25 protein-coding genes are annotated in these 23,110 nt (G+C 68.5%); 6 read left to right on the forward strand and 19 right to left on the reverse strand.

Features of this window, described 5'->3' with window-relative positions:
* Positions 1-3 precede the first annotated feature (3 nt).
* From Q8Q85_07020 to egtD, 8 genes are all read right to left on the reverse strand, one after another.
* Entirely contained in the window at positions 4-843 is an 840-nt protein-coding gene (locus Q8Q85_07020; GenBank protein ID MDP3774005.1) for a xanthine dehydrogenase family protein subunit M, read from the reverse strand.
* The gene (locus Q8Q85_07025) at positions 840-1,298 is read right to left on the reverse strand and encodes a (2Fe-2S)-binding protein (GenBank protein MDP3774006.1); all 459 of its coding nucleotides are present in this window, start codon (positions 1,296-1,298) and stop codon (positions 840-842) included. The genes Q8Q85_07020 and Q8Q85_07025 overlap by 4 nt, the downstream gene beginning before the upstream one ends.
* A complete protein-coding gene (locus Q8Q85_07030) occupies positions 1,295-3,412 on the reverse strand; it encodes a xanthine dehydrogenase family protein molybdopterin-binding subunit (GenBank protein MDP3774007.1) in 2,118 nt (705 codons plus the stop codon). The genes Q8Q85_07025 and Q8Q85_07030 overlap by 4 nt, the downstream gene beginning before the upstream one ends.
* Before the next feature lie 86 nt (positions 3,413-3,498).
* Positions 3,499-4,359, reverse strand: coding sequence for a glycine betaine ABC transporter substrate-binding protein (locus tag Q8Q85_07035; GenBank protein MDP3774008.1), 861 nt, complete (start codon positions 4,357-4,359; stop codon positions 3,499-3,501).
* 122 nt (positions 4,360-4,481) lie between these two features.
* Positions 4,482-5,123 (reverse strand): ABC transporter permease, encoded by a 642-nt coding sequence (locus tag Q8Q85_07040; GenBank protein ID MDP3774009.1) that lies wholly within the window; start codon positions 5,121-5,123, stop codon positions 4,482-4,484.
* Positions 5,120-5,878: an ATP-binding cassette domain-containing protein gene (locus tag Q8Q85_07045; GenBank protein ID MDP3774010.1), complete on the reverse strand. Its 759-nt coding sequence runs from the start codon at positions 5,876-5,878 to the stop codon at positions 5,120-5,122. Before Q8Q85_07045 ends, Q8Q85_07040 begins: the two co-directional genes overlap by 4 nt.
* Positions 5,862-7,199 (reverse strand): SUMF1/EgtB/PvdO family nonheme iron enzyme, encoded by a 1,338-nt coding sequence (locus Q8Q85_07050; protein MDP3774011.1) that lies wholly within the window; start codon positions 7,197-7,199, stop codon positions 5,862-5,864. Before Q8Q85_07050 ends, Q8Q85_07045 begins: the two co-directional genes overlap by 17 nt.
* Entirely contained in the window at positions 7,196-8,191 is a 996-nt protein-coding gene (gene egtD / locus Q8Q85_07055) for an L-histidine N(alpha)-methyltransferase (protein ID MDP3774012.1), read from the reverse strand. Before egtD ends, Q8Q85_07050 begins: the two co-directional genes overlap by 4 nt.
* Before the next feature lie 98 nt (positions 8,192-8,289).
* Between egtD and Q8Q85_07060 the strand changes: the two genes are divergently transcribed.
* The 6 genes from Q8Q85_07060 (at position 8,290) to Q8Q85_07085 (ending at position 12,560) form a co-directional block, all read left to right on the forward strand.
* A complete protein-coding gene (locus Q8Q85_07060; protein MDP3774013.1) occupies positions 8,290-9,399 on the forward strand; it encodes an NAD(P)H-dependent oxidoreductase in 1,110 nt (369 codons plus the stop codon).
* Positions 9,396-9,833 (forward strand): nuclear transport factor 2 family protein, encoded by a 438-nt coding sequence (locus tag Q8Q85_07065; GenBank protein ID MDP3774014.1) that lies wholly within the window; start codon positions 9,396-9,398, stop codon positions 9,831-9,833. The genes Q8Q85_07060 and Q8Q85_07065 overlap by 4 nt, the downstream gene beginning before the upstream one ends.
* 369 nt (positions 9,834-10,202) lie before the next feature.
* Positions 10,203-10,637, forward strand: a complete 435-nt coding sequence (locus tag Q8Q85_07070; GenBank protein MDP3774015.1) for a hypothetical protein — start codon at positions 10,203-10,205, stop codon at positions 10,635-10,637.
* Positions 10,638-10,802: 165 nt separating this feature from the next.
* On the forward strand, positions 10,803-11,501 hold the full coding sequence (locus tag Q8Q85_07075) for a hypothetical protein (protein MDP3774016.1): 699 nt from the start codon (positions 10,803-10,805) through the stop codon (positions 11,499-11,501).
* 193 nt (positions 11,502-11,694) lie between these two features.
* Positions 11,695-12,111 carry a hypothetical protein gene (locus Q8Q85_07080; protein ID MDP3774017.1) on the forward strand — a complete coding sequence of 139 codons (417 nt, stop codon included), beginning with the start codon at positions 11,695-11,697 and terminating at the stop codon, positions 12,109-12,111.
* Complete coding sequence (locus Q8Q85_07085; protein MDP3774018.1) at positions 12,108-12,560, forward strand: S1 RNA-binding domain-containing protein; 453 nt, start codon at positions 12,108-12,110, stop codon at positions 12,558-12,560. The genes Q8Q85_07080 and Q8Q85_07085 overlap by 4 nt, the downstream gene beginning before the upstream one ends.
* 117 nt (positions 12,561-12,677) lie before the next feature.
* On the opposite strand, the gene Q8Q85_07090 is transcribed toward Q8Q85_07085, so the two are convergent.
* From Q8Q85_07090 to Q8Q85_07140, 11 genes are all read right to left on the reverse strand, one after another.
* The gene (locus tag Q8Q85_07090) at positions 12,678-13,850 is read right to left on the reverse strand and encodes an MFS transporter (GenBank protein MDP3774019.1); all 1,173 of its coding nucleotides are present in this window, start codon (positions 13,848-13,850) and stop codon (positions 12,678-12,680) included.
* Positions 13,851-13,878: 28 nt separating this feature from the next.
* Complete coding sequence (rsgA, locus tag Q8Q85_07095; protein ID MDP3774020.1) at positions 13,879-14,961, reverse strand: ribosome small subunit-dependent GTPase A; 1,083 nt, start codon at positions 14,959-14,961, stop codon at positions 13,879-13,881.
* Between the two features lie 40 nt (positions 14,962-15,001).
* Positions 15,002-16,414, reverse strand: a complete 1,413-nt coding sequence (locus Q8Q85_07100; protein MDP3774021.1) for a M28 family metallopeptidase — start codon at positions 16,412-16,414, stop codon at positions 15,002-15,004.
* Positions 16,415-16,420: 6 nt separating this feature from the next.
* Positions 16,421-17,665 carry an ATP-grasp domain-containing protein gene (locus Q8Q85_07105; protein MDP3774022.1) on the reverse strand — a complete coding sequence of 415 codons (1,245 nt, stop codon included), beginning with the start codon at positions 17,663-17,665 and terminating at the stop codon, positions 16,421-16,423.
* A gap of 25 nt (positions 17,666-17,690) precedes the next feature.
* Positions 17,691-18,287 (reverse strand): NifU family protein, encoded by a 597-nt coding sequence (locus tag Q8Q85_07110; GenBank protein MDP3774023.1) that lies wholly within the window; start codon positions 18,285-18,287, stop codon positions 17,691-17,693.
* Positions 18,288-18,334: 47 nt separating this feature from the next.
* Entirely contained in the window at positions 18,335-18,823 is a 489-nt protein-coding gene (locus Q8Q85_07115) for a tetratricopeptide repeat protein (GenBank protein MDP3774024.1), read from the reverse strand.
* On the reverse strand, positions 18,820-19,128 hold the full coding sequence (locus Q8Q85_07120; protein MDP3774025.1) for a protein kinase: 309 nt from the start codon (positions 19,126-19,128) through the stop codon (positions 18,820-18,822). Before Q8Q85_07120 ends, Q8Q85_07115 begins: the two co-directional genes overlap by 4 nt.
* A 103-nt stretch (positions 19,129-19,231) precedes the next feature.
* The gene (gene solA / locus Q8Q85_07125; protein ID MDP3774026.1) at positions 19,232-20,359 is read right to left on the reverse strand and encodes an N-methyl-L-tryptophan oxidase; all 1,128 of its coding nucleotides are present in this window, start codon (positions 20,357-20,359) and stop codon (positions 19,232-19,234) included.
* Positions 20,360-20,400: 41 nt separating this feature from the next.
* Complete coding sequence (locus Q8Q85_07130) at positions 20,401-20,559, reverse strand: DUF5989 family protein (protein ID MDP3774027.1); 159 nt, start codon at positions 20,557-20,559, stop codon at positions 20,401-20,403.
* Between the two features lie 9 nt (positions 20,560-20,568).
* The gene (locus Q8Q85_07135) at positions 20,569-21,015 is read right to left on the reverse strand and encodes an SxtJ family membrane protein (protein MDP3774028.1); all 447 of its coding nucleotides are present in this window, start codon (positions 21,013-21,015) and stop codon (positions 20,569-20,571) included.
* Positions 20,988-22,820, reverse strand: coding sequence for a carbamoyltransferase (locus Q8Q85_07140; protein MDP3774029.1), 1,833 nt, complete (start codon positions 22,818-22,820; stop codon positions 20,988-20,990). The genes Q8Q85_07135 and Q8Q85_07140 overlap by 28 nt, the downstream gene beginning before the upstream one ends.
* Between the last annotated feature and the right edge of the window lie 290 nt (positions 22,821-23,110).

Consider the following 23,110-nt stretch of genomic DNA (forward strand, 5'->3'; position numbering starts at 1 on the left):
GCCTTAGGCCTGCGCTGCGGAGCCCGCCGTTTCGCGCCAGAACTGCTCCAGGAGGTTCTCGCTGACCTTGAGGCGATAGGCCGCCGTGGACCGCATGTCGTCGATGGGGCGGACCTCGCTGCGCAGCGCGCGCTTCGCGTCGTCGAGTGAGCCACCGGCCGCGAGCGCCGCTTCGGTCTTCGATAGCCTCACCACGGTCGGCGCCACGCTTCCCAGCGCGATGCGCGGCCGGTCCGCGCGCACCGCCGCCATCACGACCTTCGAGATCGCCTGCGCCACACGCGTACCTACTTTCCTAAACCACTGCGCCCCCTCTACGGGCGGGACCTCCACCGCCACGATCAACTCGTCCGGTCGCATCACGCTCGTGCGGTAGCCGGTGTAGAACGCGGTGAACGGCACCCGCCTCTCCCCGTCCACGCTCGCCAGGACCACGCTCGCCTCGGCGGCCGCCAGCACCGGCAGCGGGTCCCCCGCTGGCGACGCGTTGGCGATGTTCCCTCCCAGAGTGCCGCGGTTCTGGACCTGCACGCCGCCCACTTCGCGCGCTGCCGCCACCAGCATCGGGAGCCGGCGTCGCACCAGGCGCGAGCGGATGATGTCGGTGTACGTCGCGAGCGCTCCGATCGAGAGCAGGTCCCCCGTCTCGCGGATGCGCCGAAGCGGGCCCAGCCGCGAGAGGTCGAGGAAGCGCGTCGCCGGCAACGTGCCGAAGTTGAGGTTGACGTAGACGTCGGTGCAGCCGGCGACGGGCACGAGCGGGCCCTTGGTGCGAAGCAGCTTGAGCGCGGTGCCGAGCGTCTTCGGCTCGAGGAGCTCGAGGGCGGAGATCGCGGTCCTCACGCGCTCGTACCCTCGGGCGCGGGGCGTCCGTTCCCGGCCGTCAGGACCGCGCGGTAGATCGCCTCGTAGCCGGTGCAGCGGCACAGGTTCCCGGCCAGCCCGACGCGGATCTTCTCGAGCGAAGGCTTGGGGCCCAGGGCGAGCGCCGCCATGATCATCCCCGGCGTGCACATGCCGCACTGCGCCCCGCCCTCGCGGATGAAGGCTTCCTGGAGCGGATGGGCGCCCTGGAGGTCCTCGATCGTCCGAACCTCGCACTCTCGCACCTGCGCGAACGGCACGAGGCACGAGCACACCGGCTCGCCGTCAACCAGCACCGTGCAGGCCCCGCACTCCCCTTCGCCGCACCCTTCCTTCGTTCCGGTGAGCCCGCACTCCTCGCGCAGCACGTCGAGCAGCCGCTTCATCGGCGGTGCGGCGACGTCCACCGGCGCGCCGTTGAGGACCAGCTTCATGCGGCCGATCCCCTCGCGGCGGCTGCCTCCATGACCTTCTCGGGTATCGCCGGGACCTCGCGGAGGTCGAGGCCGATGTGCCGGACGGCGTTGACGATCGCCGGCGCGGGGCCGTCCATCGGGAGCTCGCCCACTCCCTTGGCGCCGAAAGGACCATGGGGGTACGGGTTCTCCAGCATCACGACGTCCATGCGCGGGGTGTCGAGCGTGGTGGGGATCGTATAGTTCGTGAGCTGCGCGTTCGCCATCGCTCCGTCCTTCATCACCACGTGTTCCAGCACGGCGAAGCCCACGCCCTGGGCCGTGCCGCCCTCGATCTGGCCGCGGGCCATCACCGGATGGATGGGCCGGCCGAACTCGTGCACGATCGTCATCCGCTTCGTCTTCACTTCGTACGTGACCGGGTCCAACTCCACTTCGGCGACGTCGCAGGCCCACGAGTACGTGGCGTAGGCGTCGCCACGGTAGGTCGTTTCGTTCCAGGCGATACCCGGCGGCGGTTCGTACTGCTTGGTGATCAACATCGGACCATGCCGCCGGAAATGCTCGGCCGGCTGGAGGCCGCCCAGTTGCTCCTTCATCTCCTTGGCGCAGCGCTCCAGGATCCGGCCCACCACCATGCAGGTGCGCGAGGCGACAGTGGGACCGCTGTCGGGGACGATCGCGGTGTCCGGTACGGCCACGTCCACGAGTTCGTACGGGATGCCGAGCGTGTCGGCCACGATCTGCGCGTGCATCGTCCGCGTGCCCTGGCCGATCTCGGTGCTCGCGACCAGGATCAGCACGCCGTGTTCGGTGGTCGCCAGGGAGCACTTCGACGCGAGGCGCGTTTCGCCGGAACCCGTGAAGCCGCAGCCGTGGTAGAAGAGCGCCAGTCCGATCCCCCGGTTGGTCCCCTGCCACGCGCGCCGCTTGCGGCGATAGCCCGAGCGCTTCACCGCCTCCTTCAGGACCATGAGCGCGCTGCAGTCATTCCGCATCGTCTGACCGGTGGCCGACGTGTCGCCGGGGCGGAGCGCGTTGATCTCTCTGAGCCGCACCGCGTCCATCCCGAGCTGCTCGGCGATGCGGTCCATGTGCACCTCCACCGCGAACTGGGTCTGCGGCGCGCCGAAGCCGCGGAACGCGCCGTTCGGGTTGGTGTTGGTGAACACCGCCCGGCCCTCGATGCGCACGTTGGGGCAGCGGTACGGGCCGGCGGCGTGGATGCACCCGCGCGAGAGCACGACCGGGCTCAAGGTCACGTAGGCGCCGCCGTCCAGCAGGACGTCCACTTCCATCGCCACGATGCGCCCATCCTTCATGACGCCGGTCCGGTGCCGCACGATCGAGGGGTGGCGTTTGGTGGTGGCCCACATGTCTTCGGCGCGGTCGTACACGATCTTCACGGGGCGCCCTGCCTTGAGCGCGAGCAGCGCCGCGTGCCCGGCGATCATGGACGGGTACTCCTCTTTGCCTCCGAACCCGCCGCCGGGCTCGGTCTGGATCACCCGCACCTTGTCGTTAGGCATGCCGAGCAGGTGAGTGAGCGCCTGGTGCACGTAGTAGGGGCACTGGAGCGAGCCGTGCACCGTGACCCCGCCGCCTTCCGGCACGGCGATGAAGCCGTTCGTTTCGATGTACACGTGTTCCTGGTGGCCGGTGCGGTACTCGCCTTCGACGACCAGATCGGCCTTGGCGAAGCCCTTCGCCAGGTCGCCCTTCTCGATCACGATGCGCTTGTGGTCGGTGGTCGAAAGTTGAGGGTCGAAGAGGGGCGTTGCCGGCTCGTAGTCGATCTGGACCTTCGCTCCCAGCAGCTTCTCGCGGTCCGGGTGTGCCAACAGCAGGATCGCCTCGCCGGAGTGGCGCACTTCGCGCTCGACCAGACAGGGCTGGTCGTCCTCCACCGAGACCACGGAGTTGTGCCCGGGGATGTCGCGGTGGTCCACGATGGTGAAGCCGGTGATATCGAAGTCGAGGCGGATCCCGCGGATGCGGCCGCAGGGGATGGTGGCGCGGATGGTGCGCCCGTGGAGCATGCCCGGGAACGTGATGTCGTCCACGTACTTGGCGGAGCCGGCGACCTTCGCGGGGCCGTCCTTCCGGGGAACGCTCTGACCGACAACGGACACGGACCGCCCTCGGGTTGGGATGCGCAAAGATGTGGCGCCTCTGGACGGGCGGCAAGAAACCGAAGCGGCTAGCGGGCCCTCGGCCTTCAGGGGAGTGTGGCCAGGAACTCGCGCGCCACCGCCACTATGTCCCGGTGCCGCACGTCCGCGAGGTAGTTGAGCCGCCGCATCGTGGCGTCGTCGATCCGGCCCGCCAGCTCCCGCAGCGCGGCGCCGACCTCGGGATGGCGCCGCAGCGTCTCGACTCGTACGACCGGCGCGGCCTGGTAGGGTGGGAAGTAGTGCCGGTCGTCCTCCAGTGCCACGAGGTGCAGCGCCTCGATCTGCCCGTCGGTGGAGTTCCCGGCGATCATGTCGACCTGGCTGTCGGCGAGGGCGCGATACGTCAGTCCGAGGTCCATCACCCGCGGTGGGCCTGCGAACGGGAGGCCGTATGCTCTCTGGAGGCCGGCGAACCCGTCGGCGCGCTCCATGAATTCGTAGCCGAAGCCGCCGCGCCACGGCCTTGGCCGCAGCGCCGCCTGGGAAACCGTGCTGATCCCAGCCGCATCGTTCGCCCGGACTATCATCGCGAAGGTGTTGTTGAAGCCGAGCGGCGGGAGCCAGTCGGCACCGAATCGCCGCGAGTAGAGGCCGCGGACCTTCGCGAACGCCGTGTCGGGGTCCGTGATGACGGGCTGCTCGAGGATCGCAACGAGCGCAGTGCCGCTGTACTCGACGTACAGGTCGATCTGGCCGGCCGTGAGTGCCTGATGGCACACGAACGTCCCGCCCAGGTGGAACCGCCGCTCGACAGTGAGCGCCGTACGCCGCTCGATCTGCTGCGCGACGATCTCGCCCAGGATGTCCGACTCGGTGAAATTCTTCGATCCCACCACGATGCGGTCGCCGCCCCACCCACATGCCGAGACCACGACGAGCGCCACCAGTACCGACCTTCGCATCATGACCCCCATCACCTCATCAACTATTATCAACTATCACCTATCACCTATGATCACCTATCACCTATTATCACCTATCACCTCATCACCTATCACCTATACCTATCACCTCATCACCTTGTAGGTCACCTCATCCCTCTCGGCGTCAACACCTTCTCCAAGCGCCCCAATACGAAATCCGCGACCAGCGCCATCAGCGCCGCCGGCAGCGCCCCGGCAAGTATGAGCGTGTCGTTCACCATGGCCACCCCGCGGAAGATGTACACGCCCAGACCGCCGGCGCCCACCGCCGCCGCGATCGTGGCGATTCCGATCCCCACGACCGTGGCCACCCGGATCCCGGCCATGATGACGCCCATCGCGAGCGGCATCTCCACCTGGCGGAGGATCTCCATATCGGTCATCCCCATGCCGAGCGCGGCCTCGCGCACCGCCGGATCGATGCCGCGGATCCCCGTGTAGGTATTGCGGATGATCGGCAGGAGCGCGTAGACGATCAGCGCAACGATCGCCGTCCGCGCGCCGATCCCTCCCAGGAAAGGCAGGGGGATGAGGAAGCCGAACAGCGCGAGGCTCGGGATCGTCTGGAGGACGTTGGCGGCGCCCAGCACCGGGCCGCTCAGCGAGGGCCGCCTGGCCAGCAGCACTCCGAGCGGCACGCCCACCAGGACGGCGGCGCCGGTCGCGGCGACCACGATGAGCAGGTGCTGGCCGGCGAGGTGCAGCACCTCCGCGCGGTTCCGGGAGAGGAAGTCGAGCAGGCTCACGACGCGAGCACCGCGGCGAAGGCCCGCGCCTCCGGATGCTCGGCGCCGCGGAATTCGGGTGGCGTCCCGAGGAACACGACGCGGCCCTCGGCGAACAGCGCGAGCCGCGAGCCGAGGCGGACCGCCTCGCGCACGTCGTGCGTCACGAACACCATCGTCTTGCCGAGTCGCCCCGCGAGGTCCGCGAATTCCCGCTGAAGCTCGGCACGGGTGAGCGGATCGAGGGCGCCGAACGGTTCGTCGAGCAGCAGGAGCGGCGGGTCGGCGGCGAGAGCCCGGGCGATTCCCACCCGCTGCCGCTGGCCGCCGGACAACTCGTGCGGGAACCGCGCCGAGTAGCGATCGGCGTCGAGTCCCACGAGCGTTAGCATCTCCCGCACTCGCCCGCGGGTCCGCGCGGGCTCCCACCGTTCAAGCGCCGGCACCAGGCCGACGTTGCGCTCCACCGTGAAGTGCGGGAAGAGCCCGGTTTCCTGGATCACGTAGCCGATGCGCCGCCGCAGCCGGTGAGGCTCCCAGTCGCGGGTGGACCGGCCTTCGACGAGCACGTCGCCGGCCGTCGGCCTCCGGAGGGCGTTGATGAGCTTGAGCGTGGTGGTCTTGCCGGAGCCGCTGCGGCCCAACAGGACGAGGGTCTCCCCCCGGCGGACGTCGAGCGTGAGGTCGCGCACGGCGTCGTGCCCGCCCAGCCGGACGGCGACGCCCCGCAGCGAGACGACGGGTTCTGCTACGGCCCCCTCAGGCGCGGCGCACACACCGGAACTTGGCGAACACGTATGGATAGTGCGGCTGGAACCAGTTGCGGAAGCTGCGGCGCACCAGTGCCGGGTCGGTCGCGTACGACGCACCGAGCATCACGTAGTGCTGGTCGTCGAAGAAATCGGCCGAGTACCCGGCGTAGGTGCGCGCATAGGCCTTGAATCCGGGGAACGGCCCGAACCGGCTCTCCGTCCACTCCCACCCGTTACCGACGAGGTCGAGCACGCCCCAGGCGCTCGCGCCCGCCGGGTGCGCGCCCACCGGCGTCGGCGCCCAGTTTCGAAAACCGAAGTTCCCGTGCTCCGGGGCAGGCGCGGTGTCTCCCCACGGATAGGCGCGCGAGCCTCCGTCCTGCGTTCCATACGCCGCGCGGTGCAGCTCGGCCTCCGTCGGCAGCGCGGCCCCCTTCCACTGCGCGTACGCTTTCGCCTCCGCCCAGCTCACGTACACCGGCCAATCGGCGACCTGATCCAGCGGCAGCTCGTCGAAGAGGGTGCGGTAGCGCCATCCTGCGCCGCCCCGGACCCAGAACGTCGGATGATCGTGCCCCACGCGCAACCGCCACGCCCAGTCGTCTTCGGCCCAGAGCTCCGCGCGCTCGTACCCGCCCGCTTCCATGAATTCGAGGTACTCGGTGTTTCGTACCGGCGTTCGGTCCATGGTCAGCGACGCGACGCGCGTGTGGTGCTCGGGGAACTCGTTGTCCCAGCCGAACTGAGTCCGCTCGAAGTCGGCGCCGAGCGTCACCGCACCGCCTGGGACCGGGACGTCGCCGTTGGCTGCCGCCCCTTGGGTCCGGTACGCCGGGAGATCGCGCGGCTTCAGCTTCAGCGCCGGTGGCAGCTGCTGGATCATGTAGAGGAGAGTCTCATGGTGCATCAGTTCATGCTCGATCACGATCTGCCAGATCCGCCCGCGGTCGGCGAGCACGTCCCGCCCCTCGAGCGCCGCCACGTCGCCGAACGCGGCACGTATCGCGTCACGCACCCGGTCGCGGTACGCCAGCACCTGCGCCGGCGGGGGCCAGTCGGCGGGGTTAGCGGGCTCGTAGGCATCCACTCCCACGGGATCGATTCCGCGCTGGAACAGCGCGTCGAAGGCCGGGTCGAAGGGCTCGCGGCCGAGCACCCCGCGCCACACCTGGTTCCATCCGAACGCGGGGAGATGGCCCACGTAGAAAATGAATGGCTGTCGGAGGGCGATCGGCCGCGCGAGCAGTGCCTGGTCGGTGAGCAATGCGAAGATACTGTCGGAGCGCTCCCATGCGGCCTCGAGCCGCTCGCGGAGGGAGGTGTCGGACGCGAGCACGGCCGTCATGCCGCCGCCCCGTTCGCCATGCGGCGGAGCAGCCCCAGCGCGAAGAGGTGTTCCGGGTCCGTGTACCACCGCTCGATCGCCAGCCCCGTGCCGGCCAGCAGCGCCGCGAACGACTCAGCCGTGTACTTGCAGCTGATCTCGGTTCGGATCTCGTCGCCGGGCGCGAAGTCGAGGACGAGGCCCGCAGCGGGAATGCGGACGTGCGAGACGCGCGTGGCCGCGAGCCTCATCTCGATCCACGCGCGCCGGCGGTCGTAGAAGGCGACGTGCGCGAACGCGTCAGGATCGAAGTCAGAGCCCAGCTCGGTGTTGAGGTGCCGCAGGATGTTGCGGTTGAACTCGGCGGTGACGCCCGCCGTGTCGTTGTACGCGGCCTCGAGGCGCACCGGGTCCTTCACCAGGTCCACGCCGACCAGGAACCCGTCGCCCGGCGCCAGCTGCGCGCTGACCCGCGAGAGGAAAGCCGGGACCTCATCGGGATGCAGGTTCCCGATAGTGCCCGCGAAGAGGACCGCGAGGCGCCCGCCGCCGGGCCCTAAGGCCGACAGATCTTCGGTGAAGTCTCCCACCAAGCCGCGGACGTCCACCGCCGGATAGCGCGCCGCCAGGCGGCGCACCGACTCGGCCACGAACGACGCGTTGATGTCGAACAGCCGGCAGCGTGCCTGCCGCTTCGCGCGCGTCATCGAATCCAGCAGCAGGCCGATCTTGCGGCCGGCGCCTGAACCGAGCTCCACGATCTCCGAGGGTCGCACTCGTTCGACGACCTCGGCGGCGATGGTCTCCAGCAGGCGCTCTTCGGTGCGCGTCTGGTAGTACTCGGGGAGCGCCGTGATGGCCTCGAAGAGCCGGCTCCCGCGGTCGTCGTAGAAGTACTTGCTGGGGAGCCAGGGCCGCGGCGCCATGAGGCCGGCGCGGACCTCCGCCGCCATGCGCTCCGTCCGCGCTCCGTTCCGCCGAGCCGCCTCGACCGGTGCGGGAACCTCTGCCATGTGATCTCCGTTATGGCGAATCGGAGCGGTAGATGCGGGGACCAGTAATAAAACGTATTCTCCCCCCAAGAAGTTCCTTGTCAAGGAAGGAGCCCCATATGCCCGCATGGCATCTCCTCGGCGGCAAGTCCGAGTTGCTGGCGCGCGTCCCGTTCACGGTCAAGCTGGAGCGCCACCAGATCGCGGTCTTCTTCCACGAGGAACGGTTCCGGGCGATCGGCAACAGCTGCAACCACCAGGGCGGACCGCTGTGCGAGGGGCAGGTTCGCGGCGAGTTCGTGATGTGCCCGTGGCACGGCTGGGAGTACAGCGTCATCACCGGCAAGGGACCCGAGGGCTACGACGAGGAGCAGGTGCCGGTCTTCGAGGTAGAGGACCGAGAGGACGGCGTCTACGTCGCCACGCCGCCCGTGATGCCCCGCAAGCTCGTCAAGCACAAGCCGTCACACCTCCTCGAGGGGCACCAAAAGCCGGCCGGCGCGCCGGCCCGGGTACTGGGCATCTCCACCACCGCGATGGACGACGCCAATCCGCGTTACTCCACATCGGACTCGCTGCTCGGCCACGCCCTGGACCTGGCCCGCGAGCGGGGCGCCGAGACGAAGCTGGTGCGCTTGAACGAGCTGAAGTTCCGTCCCTGCGAGGGGAACTACTCGAAAGCGGCGCGCGCCTGTACCTGGCCGTGCGCGATCACCGAGCGCGACCCCGATGACCAGCTCACCGTAGTGTACGAGGGCCTGGTGCACTGGGCCGACGTGGTGCTCATCGCGACGCCGATCCGGTGGGGCAGCGCCTCGTCGCTGTACTTCAAGATGATCGAGCGCATGAACTGCATCCAGAACCAGATCACCATCCACAACAACGTCCTGATCGGGAACAAGGTCGCGTCGTTCATCATCACCGGCGGGCAGGACAACATCCAGGCGGTGGCGGGCGGGATGATGACCTTCTGGTCGGAGCTGGGCTTCGTCTTCCCGCCCTTCCCATTCATCGCCCATTCGCGCGGATGGGACGCCGAGGACATGCAGACCAACGTGCGGCAGGTGAAGGCGAGCGAAGCGCTCCGCACCGCCGCGCGTGAGCTGGCGGGGCGCGCGATCGACTTCTGGGGGATCGTGGACCGCCACCGCGCAGAGATGGGCAAGCCGATGGAGCGCGCGGGCCGGAAAGCACAATCGTTGGTGGCGAGAGAGGCGGCGACGACATGACCGAGCGCATGCGGGTAGCGAAGGCGTACGAGAAGGCGCTTTTCGCGGGGCGAATGGACGAGGTAGCGGGCTACCTCACCGACGACGTCGTGTACTGGGTCGCGGGCGCACCGCCGATCGGCGGCGAGTGGCGTGGCAAGGAGGCGGTGCTGCGCGCCTTCGACCAGCGCGAACCCGGACTGGGTGCGGCCGACTGGGGGTATGAGGACCTCGAGCGCTCGTGGTACGATGCCGAGGACCGGGTGATCGTCGAGATCCGCGAGCGCAGCTGGCTCAAGAGCGCGCCGTCCGACGTGATGGACCAGCGGACCTGCGCCGCGATCCGGTTCCGCGGAGAAAAGATCTGCGAAATGCGCGACTACACCGACTCGCACTTGTACGAGGAGTTTCTGAAGCGGCACCGCGGTCAGCTGCCGAAGTTCGCGGGGCGCTGAGAGCGGCCGTTGGCCGATGGCCATTGGCCGTTCGGCGAGCATGAGGGCGTGCCGCATCGCGACGTAGTAGTCCGCCAGGGCGCGCCTCACGCTCGACCACCGATGGCGCCGCACGCGCGACGCGCCTATGCCTAAGCGGATAGGCGCCGGGTGGGCGGGCCGGCTTGCCCGGTTGGTGGCGTGAGCGCACCTTGAACGGCGTCGCTGCGACCGGCCCGGGGGAACGGTGGCGCCGGCGCCGGCCGCTGCATATCATCGCGAGTCTTGCAGGCTAACTCGGCTACGGGGCCGAGCTATCACGCGAGCTTCGCAGCGGTTGTGGTTTTGGACGTGAAGCCCAATTGCTAGTAAAGACCTGGTTAGCCAGGCATGGCGACAGACCACGCACTGAAACTGGGGAAGCTTGTTGGCAACCTCCAATCCCTGGAGGCGGTTCTTCGCGTCTATCTGCTCAAGATTGGGGAGAAACCGAGACCGGCGAAGCAACAGTCGCATTCGTATTGGGATCTCGTCGTCGGCGACGTAATCAACGCTGACGAATTCTCGAACTACGACACCCTCGGCACTCTCGTCAGGAAATTCAACGACGACGTCCGCCCGCGCGACACCTCACTATGCGTCGACCCCGCAGTGGTAGACGTTCGCGATCTGCTGGCTCACGGACGTGTCGCTGGCTCAGCCGACGACACGGCGACCTTGATGATCGTGAAGTTCGACAAACCGTCCGCCGGGACAGTGACAGTGGTGGCGAGCGCCCTGAATGGACGACGCCTGGTTTGCCGCGAACGTCGCATTATCTTATGAGCAACTCATCAGGGTCGGAAAGGCACTCGAGCGGTATGCGGCCTAACTTCCGGACGAACCCGATGGCGGAGTCGATTCCCGTTTCGCCGTGGCAACGCGCGTGCCGGCTCCACCCACGGGTTATCCGGCGCGTTAGGCGGCCCGCTAGAGATCGAGGACTGTCCGTTGGACGCGATTGACTGGAGAAGGATTGTGCGCTACTTGCCTTCATCGTCCCAATGGCGTAACTGGAGCCTTCCCAGCCGATTGACGGCGATAGGCGCGGCGATTTCAGTCGTTTCTCTCATAGTAGCTGTTGTGCTTGCATTGCTCGACCAAGCTGCGGATCGGAGCCGCGCTCGCTTGATGGAGGAGGAAGCCGAGCTACGAAGTCGGCTCGAGTCCGCTGCCCTATCATCAGTTCAGGGCAAGCAGGACGAGCAGTTCCTTGCGCTCCTCTCGGCGCTCGCGGTGCTTATTGGTGAGCAATCTTCTCTCTCTAGCCGAGTGGCCGATACGGTCACTTTTTCCGGCACAGGCGTTGGCGAGTTCCCGACCGGTCTCGCAGTTCTGTCGCGAGTCTTTCAGCAGGATTACCCAGGTGTAGCGAACGACGAGTTGCTTGTCGAGATCGTTGTCGGGTTACCTTCTCCTTCCGGGCAGAACGACGCACGCCCTGGGGTGCTCGTACAGATTCACCAGCAGGGCTTAAGCTACGAGACGAACGTCTTTCGCGTTGGTGAGCTCGAGCCCCATGTTCTCATGCGGGCCCTCGCTGCGGCTGGATTACGCGTGTCCTCAGAGGTCGCGGCCGAAGGCGGCGTCTGGGTCACGATATTCGACCCCGCAAACGGGAAATCTGCAAGACTTCGAGCGCCGTCTTGAATCGATGCCCTGAGGCCAGTCTCCGGGTGGGCCGCCTAGTTAGGATTTGAACCTGCGGAGCCGGCTGGCCGCGCCGGCGACCAGGCGGTAAGTGGTTCAGGAACCGCGCACCGGCGCGGCCACGACGCCGGCTCACAGGTTAAAACCACTCTGTTAGGCAGCAGCGGTTACTCACACGCACCTAGGCGGCACCATGACCGCGTGGCTCATTCTCCTAATCATCTTCGTTGCCGGGTGTATCGGTGGCATTACCAATGCGGCGATTGCTGGCGAGTTGCGCTTGCCGTACACCGATCCCGAAGCGCGGGTCTACAGGCCTGGCTGGGTCGGGAACGTGCTCATAGGGGGCATAGCGGCTCTCGTCTTCTGGGGCCTATACGGCCCGATGGCCGCGGCAGTTCTCATGGGCCCTATCGATCCGGCGGCTCCGCAGCCTCTACTTCGAGTCTCTGAGCTGTTCGCGGCATTGCTCACGGGAATCGGCGGCGGTAGACTACTTACTGCGGAGGTCGAACGGCGCGTGTTCGATAGAGAGAAGAAGGCCCTCACCGATACGAAGGACGCTCTTGCAACTGCTGTTAAGAGCCTTGCTGAGGAGGTAAGACAATGACGGACGGCACTCCAAAGGCACCCGATATCGATGCAATTGAGCTTATCGAAACGCTCGCAACCCAGATCCCGAGCTCCAGTTCCTTTACCTCGGCAAGCCTAGCCCAACAGATCCTGGAGCAAACCCGTCGGCTCCACGCCTTCCGCAGTGCCCTCGTGGTTGGCCGCGAGGCGGGCGCCAAGGCCCACGAGATGGTCGAGGCGCAGGTACAGGAGGCGGAGGTCGGGAAGACCTACCAAGGCAAGGTGAAGACGACGACGGCCTTCGGGGCGTTCGTCGAGATCTTGCCCGGGGTGGAGGGACTGGTCCACATCTCGGAGCTCCAGCACGGCCGCACCGAGAAGACCGAAGACGTCGTGAAGAAGGGCGACTCGGTCACGGTCAAGGTGCTGGAGGTCGACGAGCACGGGAAGATGAGGCTCTCGCGCAAGGCGGTGCTCGAGAAGTAGGACCTCCTACTGAAGGCACCCACGCCCGGTAGGTGCCCGCACCTAGGTGCCGCCTCGCTGCTGTTTAGTATCAAGTTTGAAGTGCAACAGCGGTTCATGAAGCAAAGCATTGGGGAGTCAGCCACTGCCTCGCGCGGGATTGCTTCGCGGCACGCCGAACGCGACCAAGCCGCCAATAGCCATTACCGCCGCCGCCGCGACGAACGCCGTCATCGGGCCGGCCCGGTCGTATGATGCTCCGGTCGCAACAGGGCCGAGCAGGCGCCCCAGAGCGCTGAGTGACTGCGCGACTCCGAGGACCGTTCCCTGCTCCGCCGGGCCCGCCAGGACGGACACCATGCCGGTGGCCGCCGGAGAGAACACGCTCTGCGAGAAGGCCAGCACGACCGTCCAGCCGTAGAGCACGGGCACCCGAGACAGGAACGGCACCGCGGCGACGCCGGCCGCCATACCGAACAGACCGAGGATCAAGAGCGCGCGGTCACCGGTGAGGCGCACCAGTCGCCCGAACAGCCAACCCTGCACCAGCGCCGCGGTGACCCCGATGACGGTGAACAGGAACCCCAGGTCCCGCTCGTGCCACCCGAAGGTCGTGTTGGCGAATAACGGCAGCGCCACCGTGTAGCCCGCGAACGCGAAGGGCGCGAGCGCCCACACGATCAGGAGCGGGCGCAATCGAGCGTTCCTGAACGCCTCCGCCAGGTGCCTGAACGGCCAGAAGTCGGTGGCGGTCCGGTGCTCTTCCCTGAGCGACTCCGGGAGTATCCGGTAGGCCAGCACGAAGTTCCCGAGGGAGAGCCCCGCGGCCACCAATCCGGGGCCGGTGTGCCCCCAATAGTGTCCCGCGATGCCGCCGATCGCCGGCCCGAGCGTGAAGCCGATGCCGAAGGCCGCGCCGATCATCCCCATCCCCTTCGACCGCTCCGCGCTGGTGGTGACGTCGGCGATGTAGGCCTGCGCCGCGGAGATGTTGCCGCCCGCGAAGCCGGAGACCAGCCGCGCGATGAGCAGCACGCCGAAGGAGGGAGCGAACGCGAACATGATGTAACCGGCAGCGTTGATGACGGTCGTCGCGAGGATGATCGGCCGCCGCCCCACCCGGTCCGACCAACGGCCTAGCAGCGCGGTCGCGATGAACTGCATGCCCGAGAACGCGCCCATCAGCACGCCGAACCCCAGCGCGTTCGCCCCGAACCGCTGCGAGTAGTACGGCAGTATGGGGATGATTATCCCGAATCCGATGAGGTCTATCAGGACCGTGAGGAAGATGACGCCGAGGCGGCCTCTCATCGTCGGCGGGGGGGCGGGAAGCGGGGGCTCACCCATCGCGTTTCTTCTTGACATGCTTGTGGAGCGCGCGACCCGCCGACCGCTCCTTTCGATCGGCCGTGGCAGGGCCCTGGTGCTCGCCGCGCGCGCGCGCCGCGAGCTCACGCACCAGCTTGTGGTAGCTCTCGAGCCGGTCGGCGGCGATCCGCCCCTCGGCCAGCGCCGCCTTCACGGCGCAACCGGGCTCCGGGCCGTGCGCGCAGTCGCGGAACGCGCAGTGCTCGCCCAGCGACTCGACATCGTCGAAGGCGCTCAACAGCCCGGGGCCGGCGCCGCTGAGCTGAAGCTCGCGCATGCCGGGCGTATCGATGAGTATCCCACCCCCCGGCAGCAGCACCAGCTCGCGGCGCGCGGTCGTGTGGCGGCCCTTGTCGTCCCCCTCGCGGATCTCGCCGGTCGCCTGGCGCTCGAAGCCGACGAGCGCATTGATCAGGGTGCTTTTCCCCACGCCGGACGAGCCGAGGAGCGCGCCGGTGCGGTGTGGGAGCAGGTGCGCGCGCAGCGCGTCCACCCCCAGCCCGGTCTTGGCGCTGGTCACGTGCACCTGCGCGCCGACCGCGACAGCCTCGACCTCTCGCACTATCGGCGCGGTATCGACCATGCGGTCTGCCTTCGACAGGACCACGACCGGGGCCGCACCGCTTTCCCAGGCCAGCGCGAGGTAGCGCTCCAGGCGGCGCAGGTTCAGCTCTGCGTTGAGCGAAGTGACGATGAAGACGACATCGACATTGGCCGCGATGGTCTGGTCGCCATGCTCGCGTCCCGCGGCCTTGCGGGTGAAAAGGCTCGAGCGCGGCAGCACGGCGTCAATGATCCCGGGCCCGTCGCCGGACGACGGGGAGAACGCGACCCAGTCGCCGACCGCGGGCAGGTCCGAGCGGGAGCCGGCGGCGTGGCGCATGCGCCCGCCTACCGAGGCTTCGGCTTCGCCCTGCTCGGTGAGGAGCTCGTAGACGCTGCGATGCTCCACGGCGACGCGCGCGGGGGTCCGTCCAGCCGTGGCGTGCGGCGCGAAGTGCGCCGCGAATCGTTCGCTCCAGCCGAGTCGCTCGAGCTCGGCTCGTCCCGTCACCAGTTCGTCCGCCCGATCATCCGCCGGTAGTCTTCCTGTACTACCGCGCCGGTGCCGGAGCCGGCGCCGTCCCCCGCGGCAACCGCTCCGGCAGGTCCGCCACGACGTACGCCATCACCGCGAGTGCGGCCACGCACTGCGCCATTTCGCGCGGGTCGAGCTTGTCCACCGTGTCGCCGTCGCTGTGGTGGAACCAGAAGTAGCGAGTGCCGTCCACGTTGAGGCCGAGTCCGGGGACGCCGCGCCGCATGATGGGGCCGATGTCGGCGCCGCCTCCGCCGCGGGAGATCGAATCCGCACCGATGGGCCGGAGCAGGCTCGCCACCTGCCGCACTAGCGCCATCGCCGAGTCGGAGCCGGTGAAGCCGTAGCCCAGCGGGCGGAAAACGCCGCCGTCGGCCTCGATCGCGAGAACGTGGTTGTCGAGCTCCGCGGCGTGCGCGTCTCGATAGGCGTTGCCGCCGCGCAGCCCGTTCTCCTCGTTGGTCCAGCCCACCATCCGCACCGTCCGGCGCGGCCTGAGGCCCAGGCGCTGAAGCAACCGCACCGCCTCCCACGCGGCGACCACGCCTCCGCCGTCGTCCATCGCCCCCTGCCCCACGTCCCACGAATCGATGTGTCCGCCCAGTACCACTACTTCCTCGGGACGCTCGCTCCCCACCAGCTCCGCCACGATGTTCCGCGACGGCGCGTCCGGGAGCATTCGCGCTTCCATGGTGAGACGGACGACGACTCGCTCGCCGCGATCGCTCATCCGGTGCAGCATCATCGCGTCCTCGACGCTCAGCGCCGCCGCGGGGATGCGCTGTACCGTGGAGTCGTACTGGAGCGCGCCGGTGTGCGGCGAGCCGATGGAGTAGGAGGCGACCGTTCGGATGAGACACGCCACCGCGCCTGCCCGCGCTGCCGCGCTGGGGCCGTCGCTCCGGTACCGCACCGTGGCGCCATAGTTCGTGAACGGCACGTCGAAGAGGACGATCTTGCCGCGCGCCTCCGCCGCGCGCGCCGTGAGGTCGGCGAAGCTGGTCACGACGAGCACTTCGCCCGTGATGCCGCGGCGTGACGTGCCGACGCTTCCGCCGAGGCCCAGCATCGCCAGGCGCTGCGGCCGTGGCGACACCAGCTCGGCGGACTCGTTCCCGCGCACCCAGTGCGGCACCATCACCGGCTCGCCGCGCACGTTCTGCAACCCGTCACGCTGCATCTCGGCCAGGACCCAGTCGATGGCGCGCTCCAGGCTCGCCGAGCCGCTGAGGCGATGGCCGAAGGTGTCCACCATCCGCGCGAGGCGCTGCCACGCCGCGCTGTCGCGCGTCGCTTCGGCGATGATGCGGCCCGCCACGGCCTGGTAGCGGTCGGCGATCGGTCCGCCCGCGGCGGCCTGCCCGGCGAGCCGGTGCGGCGCGGCCAGCGCACCGGCGAGGAGAGCGGCAAAAGCGAATGGCGGTCTCATGGTCCCCTAGGCGACGACGAATTCCAGTGTCCCGTGCGCCGATCGAAGCGCCCGCGTGACGGCTTCGGGCGTGTCACCGCGCGCGAAGATGAATCCCGGGTAGCGCGAGCCCTCCGGCAGGGGCACGAGCCGCTGGCCCCGATGGGCGGTGATCACGACATCGTCCACGCCTGGCACGGCGCGCGCCTCGTCCACTCCGCGCACTTCCGTTAGGACGCCCGCCCTCGGGGTCGGGATCATCATGACCCCCGACGCCGCGCGCTCCCGCTCGAACGACGCGATGGGCAGGCCGAGCGCGTGGCGGAGCAGCAGCTCCTCCAGCGACGACGACCCCTTCCCCTCACCGAAACGCAGCACCGCTCCGCACCGCCCGCCGATCGGGCGCGCGGCGACCTCGATCACCCACGGCCCACGTTCGTTGACGCGCAGCTCGGCGTGGATCGGCCCGCTGGTGAGTCCGAGTGCCAAGGCCGCGCGCTCGGCGCATTCAGCGATGGCGCGCTGCGAGGCATCCGGCAATCGGCTCGGAGTCACGTAGATCGTCTCCTCGAAGAACGGCCCGTCCAGCGGATCGGGCTTGTCGAACAAGGCGAGGAGACGCAGCCGGCCCTCGGCTAACAGCCCTTCGAGCGCGACCTCCCCACCGGGAACGAACTCTTCGACGAGGATCTGCCGCGCCGGCTCGCCGCACGCCGCCGCTTCGGGCTCTTCCAGGATACGCACGATGCGTTGGAACGCGGTGACCAACTCCGCGGGGTCGTTCGCCCTGATCACGCCACGGCTGGCCGCGAGGCGCAGCGGCTTCAAGACGCACGGGTATCTCGCCTCGCGCGCGACCTGCGCCGCATCGGCCGTGACCGCGTGCAGCGCGAAAGCGGGCACCGGGAGTCCCGCGTGCGTCAGGAGGACCCGCTGCCGGTGCTTGTCGCGCGCCGCGAACGTCGCGGGAACGGGGTTGTGCCGAAGACCCAACGCTTCGGCGATCACGGCGGCGACCACCGCCGTGTCGTCATCGACGCCGAAGACCGCGTCCACCGGGTGCGTCGCCGCGAACCCGCGCACCTCGCCGGCGGCGCGTTCGGGGTGGGCGAAATCGAGCGCCATCAGCCCAGTCGGCTGCGCGGCCGCGAACACGCTAACATGGTCCGACGCCACGGTAAGGTCGATGTCGAGCCGCCGCGCGGCCTCGACGAACGCCGCGGCACGGTAGGTGGTGGTGGGTAGCAGGAGCAGCAGGCGTGGGCGCGCCACGTCGGGCCTCGGCGCGGCGGCCGGGCTACTTCTTGGCCGACGCGATGTACGGGTTGGCACCCGAGGAATGGTCCGTGACGTCCACGATGCCCTGGACCTCGGGAACGGACTGACGGAGGATCTGCTCGATCCCCTGACGCAGGGTTACGTCGGCCATGCCACATCCCTGGCAGCCGCCGGCCATCCTGAGCAGGACCGTCGCATCCTGCACGTCGATCAGGTCCACCCGTCCGCCGTGACCGGCCACCATCGGGTTGACCCGTGACTGGAAGACCTCGGCGACCCGTTCGTACAGCGCCTCGTCGTCCGTGGGACCTGCCGCCGCGGCCTTCTCCGCGACCGGGGTCGCATCGGAGGCGAGCGCGGAACGGATCGCGCCGCCCACCGCCTTGCCGACCACCTGCCAAGGCGCCGGACCAGCCTTCACGACCGTGACCAGGTTGGCCGAGACGATGACCTCCGCGACGCCCGCTATGGCGAAGAGGTTCTCCGCCAGCGGCGACCCCTGCGCTTCCGAGGCTGAGCCGAACCGGCGCACACCCCCCGGGTAGAGAGGTTGGCTTACCACGAACTTGCAACGCTGGTCGTCGATCGGCTCGGCGGTGATGCGAATCTCGTCCATGGGGGAAGTATCGGGGTTTCCGCGGCGGGGGTCAATCTTGGCGCGGCCTACAGCTTCATCCTGCGCACCAGCTCCTGGAACCGCGGATGGGAGCGCAGGGGATCGACGACCGGGTGCACCTTCAAGTACGCCATCCAGCCGCGACGCTCCTCGAAGGCCCGCTCCGACCACAGCAGCGCCCGATCGAAGTCGCCGAGCCCGATGTAGAGCAGGGCGAACGCCACCGGGGAGACGTATTCCCGCCCGCTCCGTTCCACGAGCTGCGCGAGGATCGCCGCCGCCTCGTCGCGCTTGCCCGCCCGCGCGAGAACATGGCCCAGGTTCGCCGCCGCGTACGCGCCCGCCCCCGGCAATCCGGCCGCCTCGCGCAGCACGCGCTCGGCCTCCTCGAAGCGACCCAGCTCGGCGAAGGTCAGCCCGAGGATGCGGTAGGTCTCCTCGGCCGTCGGGTTCATCGCGATGGCGCGCGTGAAGTGATAGCGCGCCTGGTCGTAGCGCCGCCCGTAGTAGTACAACCACCCCAGCCCGCGCCTCACGGAGACCGATGCCGGGTCCTGCTCGAGCGCGGTGTGCCCTTCAGGCCGTCCGCGTCGCCGGAATCGATGAGCGGCACGAGGTGCGGATGCGAGAGCTGGGCGGCGATGCCGATCTCTCGGAGGAACCGCTCGGCACCGACCGAGGCCCCCAGCTCGGGACGAAGCACCTTGATGGCGACCTCCCGCCCATGCTTCAGGTCGTCCGCCAGATACACGGTCGCCATGCCTCCGGCGCCGAGCTCGCGGCCCAGCCGATAGCGCGCCGCGAGCGCGGCCTTCAGCCGTGCGTGGGTGGAGTCGGGCATGGCGCGCCAAAGATGCCGCCAACCGGGATGAGCGCGCCACCAGCGCGGAGCTCGGGTCTGTGCCTCGAGGCACCGCCGAGCGCGGGACGGGGATCGGGAAATCTCACAACCTCTGGGCGCGGAACGGCGCCAGATCGAACCGCGGCGACGCCCCCGTCGCGAGGTCGGCAAGGATCTCGCCGACCGCCGGCGCGAACTTGAACCCGATGCCCGAACACGCGCTGGCGAGCAGCACGTTCCGGTGCTCGGGATGCTGATCGATGATGAAGCCGCCGTCAGTCGGGTTGGTGTACATGCACACCTCCGACCGCAGGTGCTCGCCCGCCGCCGCAGGGATGTAGCGCGCCAGCCGGTCGCGGGTCTGCGCGACTTCCTCGCTTCCCACCTCGCGCCGCACCGTGTCGGCCGTGGTGGACTCGCCGCGGTGGTGCACCGCGGCCTTCATGGCGCCGTCGAGCAGCGGGAAACCGTAGCAGATGACCCCGGCCGAGTCCTCGCAAAGGTAGACCGGGAATCGCGCTGGGCCCAGCAGGTGCTCGTCGCGCGCGGGCGCGAACCAGTGCTGAACTACCCGCTCGACCGTGACGGTCACGCCGATGTCGCTCAGCACCTCGGCCATCCAGGGCCCGGTCGCCAGCACGAGCCGCTCCGCGCGGTAGGTCTGCCGAGTAGTGAGTACCCACACCGCCCCGTCGGCCTCCTCACCCCAGGCGATCATCGGCTCGTCGAAACACAGCTCGACGCCGGGCCGGGATGCGGCCGCGGTGAGCATCGTTTCCACGCACGCCTCCGGCCAGAGCACCCCGGCACGATTCTCGAACAGGCCGACCATCCCGTCCGGCCTGAACGCGGGCCACCGCCGGCAGACCTCCGCCGCCGACAGCTCCTCGCAGGGGACGTCATGCGCCGCGGCGCTGGCGCGCGAGCCGGCCACGATCGACGACTCCGGCGCGCCGAGGTACAGGGCGCCCGTCGGGATCAGCAGGTCGCCACGGCCGGACTCGGCCGCGAGCTCGTCCCACAGCTCGTAGCCGCGCCGCGCCATCGGCACATACCGCGGGTGCTCGAACGCCAGCTCGCGGATGACTCGCGATCCCCCGTGCGAGGAGCCGAGCGCGTGCGGCGGCCGGTAACGGTCGAGGCCGAGCACCTTGAGGCCCCGGCCTGCCATCTGCCACGCGGCGGCGCTGCCGATCGCGCCGAGGCCCGCGACGATGACGTCGTACGTCACACGCCCCCACGAGGAAGACCGTACCCTTGAATCGCCGGCGGCTAGAAGATCGGATAGATGAACGGCGCGAGCGCCGAACCCTGGGCGAAGACGAGCAGCGCGCCGACCAGGAGCATCACCACCAGGATCGGCAGCAACCACCACTTCTTGCGCACCTTCATGAACGCCCACAGCTCGCCCAGCATTCCCTTCCTGGCCATGATACCGTCCTAGAATTGACGTTGCATGTCGCCCTTGCGCTGCCCGCGCGCGGCCCAGACGGAGCCGCCGCTCTGGTTGGCGACGAGCGGGTTCTTTCCGAAGAGCCGCATCACGATCCCGATCGGCAGGAGCACGAGGAAATACACGATGCCCATGAAGATCGGCGTCGTGACCTTCGAGATCGCGTGGGCAAGCCCCATCCACGCGCGCTGGACCGGCCCCAGCTGCGTCGGGAGCGCGAGGCCCGCGAAGACCAGCAACGCCCCGAGGACGGCGAAGACGGCCGAGAGAGTGTGTCGCCCGCCCCATGCGGGCGGGGCCGAGAAGATCGCCGAAAGCGCGTGCTGCGCGCGCCACCACACCAGGCCGGCGAGCACCATGAAGGCGATGCCCACCGTGAGCCCGAACTTCCGCCCCTCCGCGGGGGTCAGTCGAGCTGGAATTCGCTCCGCCAATCCGACGTCTCCTTCCACTCCGGTTGGGTGGCCTTGTCGAGCAGGAACGGCCCCAGCACGAGATGGTCGATGTGAGTGCGCATGAAGCACTGGTACGCGTCCGCGGGCGTGCAAACGATGGGCTCGCCGCGGACGTTGAAGGAGGTGTTCACCACCACCGGGCACCCGGTGAGCGTTTCGAACTGCTTTATCAGATCGTAGTAGTCCGGGTTCACGTCGTGATCGACCGTCTGCACCCGCGCCGAGTAGTCGATGTGCGTGATCGCGGGAACGTCCGACCTCGGCACGTTGAGCTGGTCGATGCCCCAGAGCTTGCGCTGTTCCGCGCTCATGGGGATCTGCCGCTCCTTCTTCACCGGCGCCACCAGCAGCATGTAGGGCGAGTCGCAGTCCATCTCGAACCAGTCCTGCACCCGCTCGCGCAGCACGCTCGGCGCGAAGGGACGGAACCCTTCGCGGAACTTGATCTTGATGTTCATGTCGGCCTGCATCTTCGGGCTGCGCGGGTCGCCCAGGATGCTCCGACAACCCAGCGCCCGCGGCCCGAACTCCATCCGACCGTTGAACCAGCCGACGATCTTCTCGTGCGCGAGCAGCTTGGCGACGCGTCCGAGCAGCTCCTGACGCTCCAGCCGGACGTAGCCGGCTCCCTGCTTCTTGAGGAACCGCTCTATCTCCTCCGGCGTAAAGCCCGGGCCGAGGTAGGCGCCCTTCATGCTGTCCCTGCCCGGCGTCACGGTGCGCGGCTTCTGGCAGTAGCGGTGCCAGATCAGCTGCGCCACTCCGAGCGCGCCGCCGGCGTCGCCCGCGGCCGGCTGGATCCAGAGCCGCTTGAACGGGCCCTCGCGCAAGAGCTTCCCGTTGCCGACGCAGTTCAACGCGACGCCGCCCGCCAAGCACAGGTTTTCGAGTCCGGTCTCCCGATGCACCGTGCGCGCCATCCGCATCATGATCTCTTCCGTCACCTCCTGCACGGAGCGCGCGAGGTCCATCTCCTTCTGCGTAAGGTTCGTCTCAGGCACCCTCGGCGGCCCGCCGAACAGCTTGTCGAACTCGCCGTTCGTCATCGTGAGGCCGGAGAGGTAGTTGAAGTACTTCTGGTTCAACGTGAAGGAGCCGTCCTCCTTGAGGTCCACCAGCTCCTTGAAGATCAGGTCCACGTACTTGGGCTCTCCGTATGGCGCGAGGCCCATGACCTTGTACTCACCCGAGTTGACCTTGAAGCCCGTGTAGTAGGTGAACGCCGAGTAGAGGAGGCCGAGCGAGTCGGGCCAGCGCAGCTCCTTGAAGAGCTCGAGGTTGTTGCCGCGGCCGACACCGAAGGCCGCCGTCGCCCACTCCCCCACCCCGTCCATGGTGAGGATGGCCGCTTCCTCGAAGGGCGATGGGAAGAAGGCGCTCGCCGCGTGCGACTCGTGGTGCTCGGAGTAGAGGAGTTCCCCTTCGTAACCCAGCTCGTCTCGGAGCTGGTTCTCCAGGTAGAGTTTCTCCTTGATCCAGAGCGGCCCCGCCATCAGGAACGACTTGAAACCCCGGGGCGCCACGCCCAGGTAGGTCTCGAGGATCCGCTCGAACTTGAGCAGCGGCTTGTCGTAGAACCCGACGTACGCGAGATCCTGGGCCGTGATGCCCGCCGTGCGCAGGCAGTACTCGACCGCGCGCCTGGGATACGAGGCGTCACCTTTCTTGCGCGTGAACCGCTCTTCCGAGCCGGCGGCGAGGATCTCGCCGTCCCGGAGGATGCAGGCCGCGCTGTCATGGTAGAAGGCGGAAATGCCCAGAATATGCTGCTGGCCTGTCGCCAACGACGACGCCCCTATCGCTTGGTGGCCCGGACCCGCCCGGGTAGCAGCATGACGCGGACTCACCGGACGAGACCGCGGCCGCGACTAGACGACGGTGGGCCGTGTCGTGGTGGTAAAGATAGTCGAGAAGCTGGCGAAATGTCGCGGTCAACCCGCCGGCGCGCCCGTGCAAAGCCCCAGGCCAGCGCGGCGGCTGCGTAGATCGTCCAGAGGATGGAGAGGCCGACCTGGCGCGCCCACTCCAGGCGGCTGGCAAGGGCGGTATCCCCGGCCCGTCAAGCGCCTGTCAA

Source organism: Gemmatimonadales bacterium (genome assembly GCA_030697825.1).
Classification (GTDB): Bacteria; Gemmatimonadota; Gemmatimonadetes; order Gemmatimonadales; family JACORV01; genus JACORV01.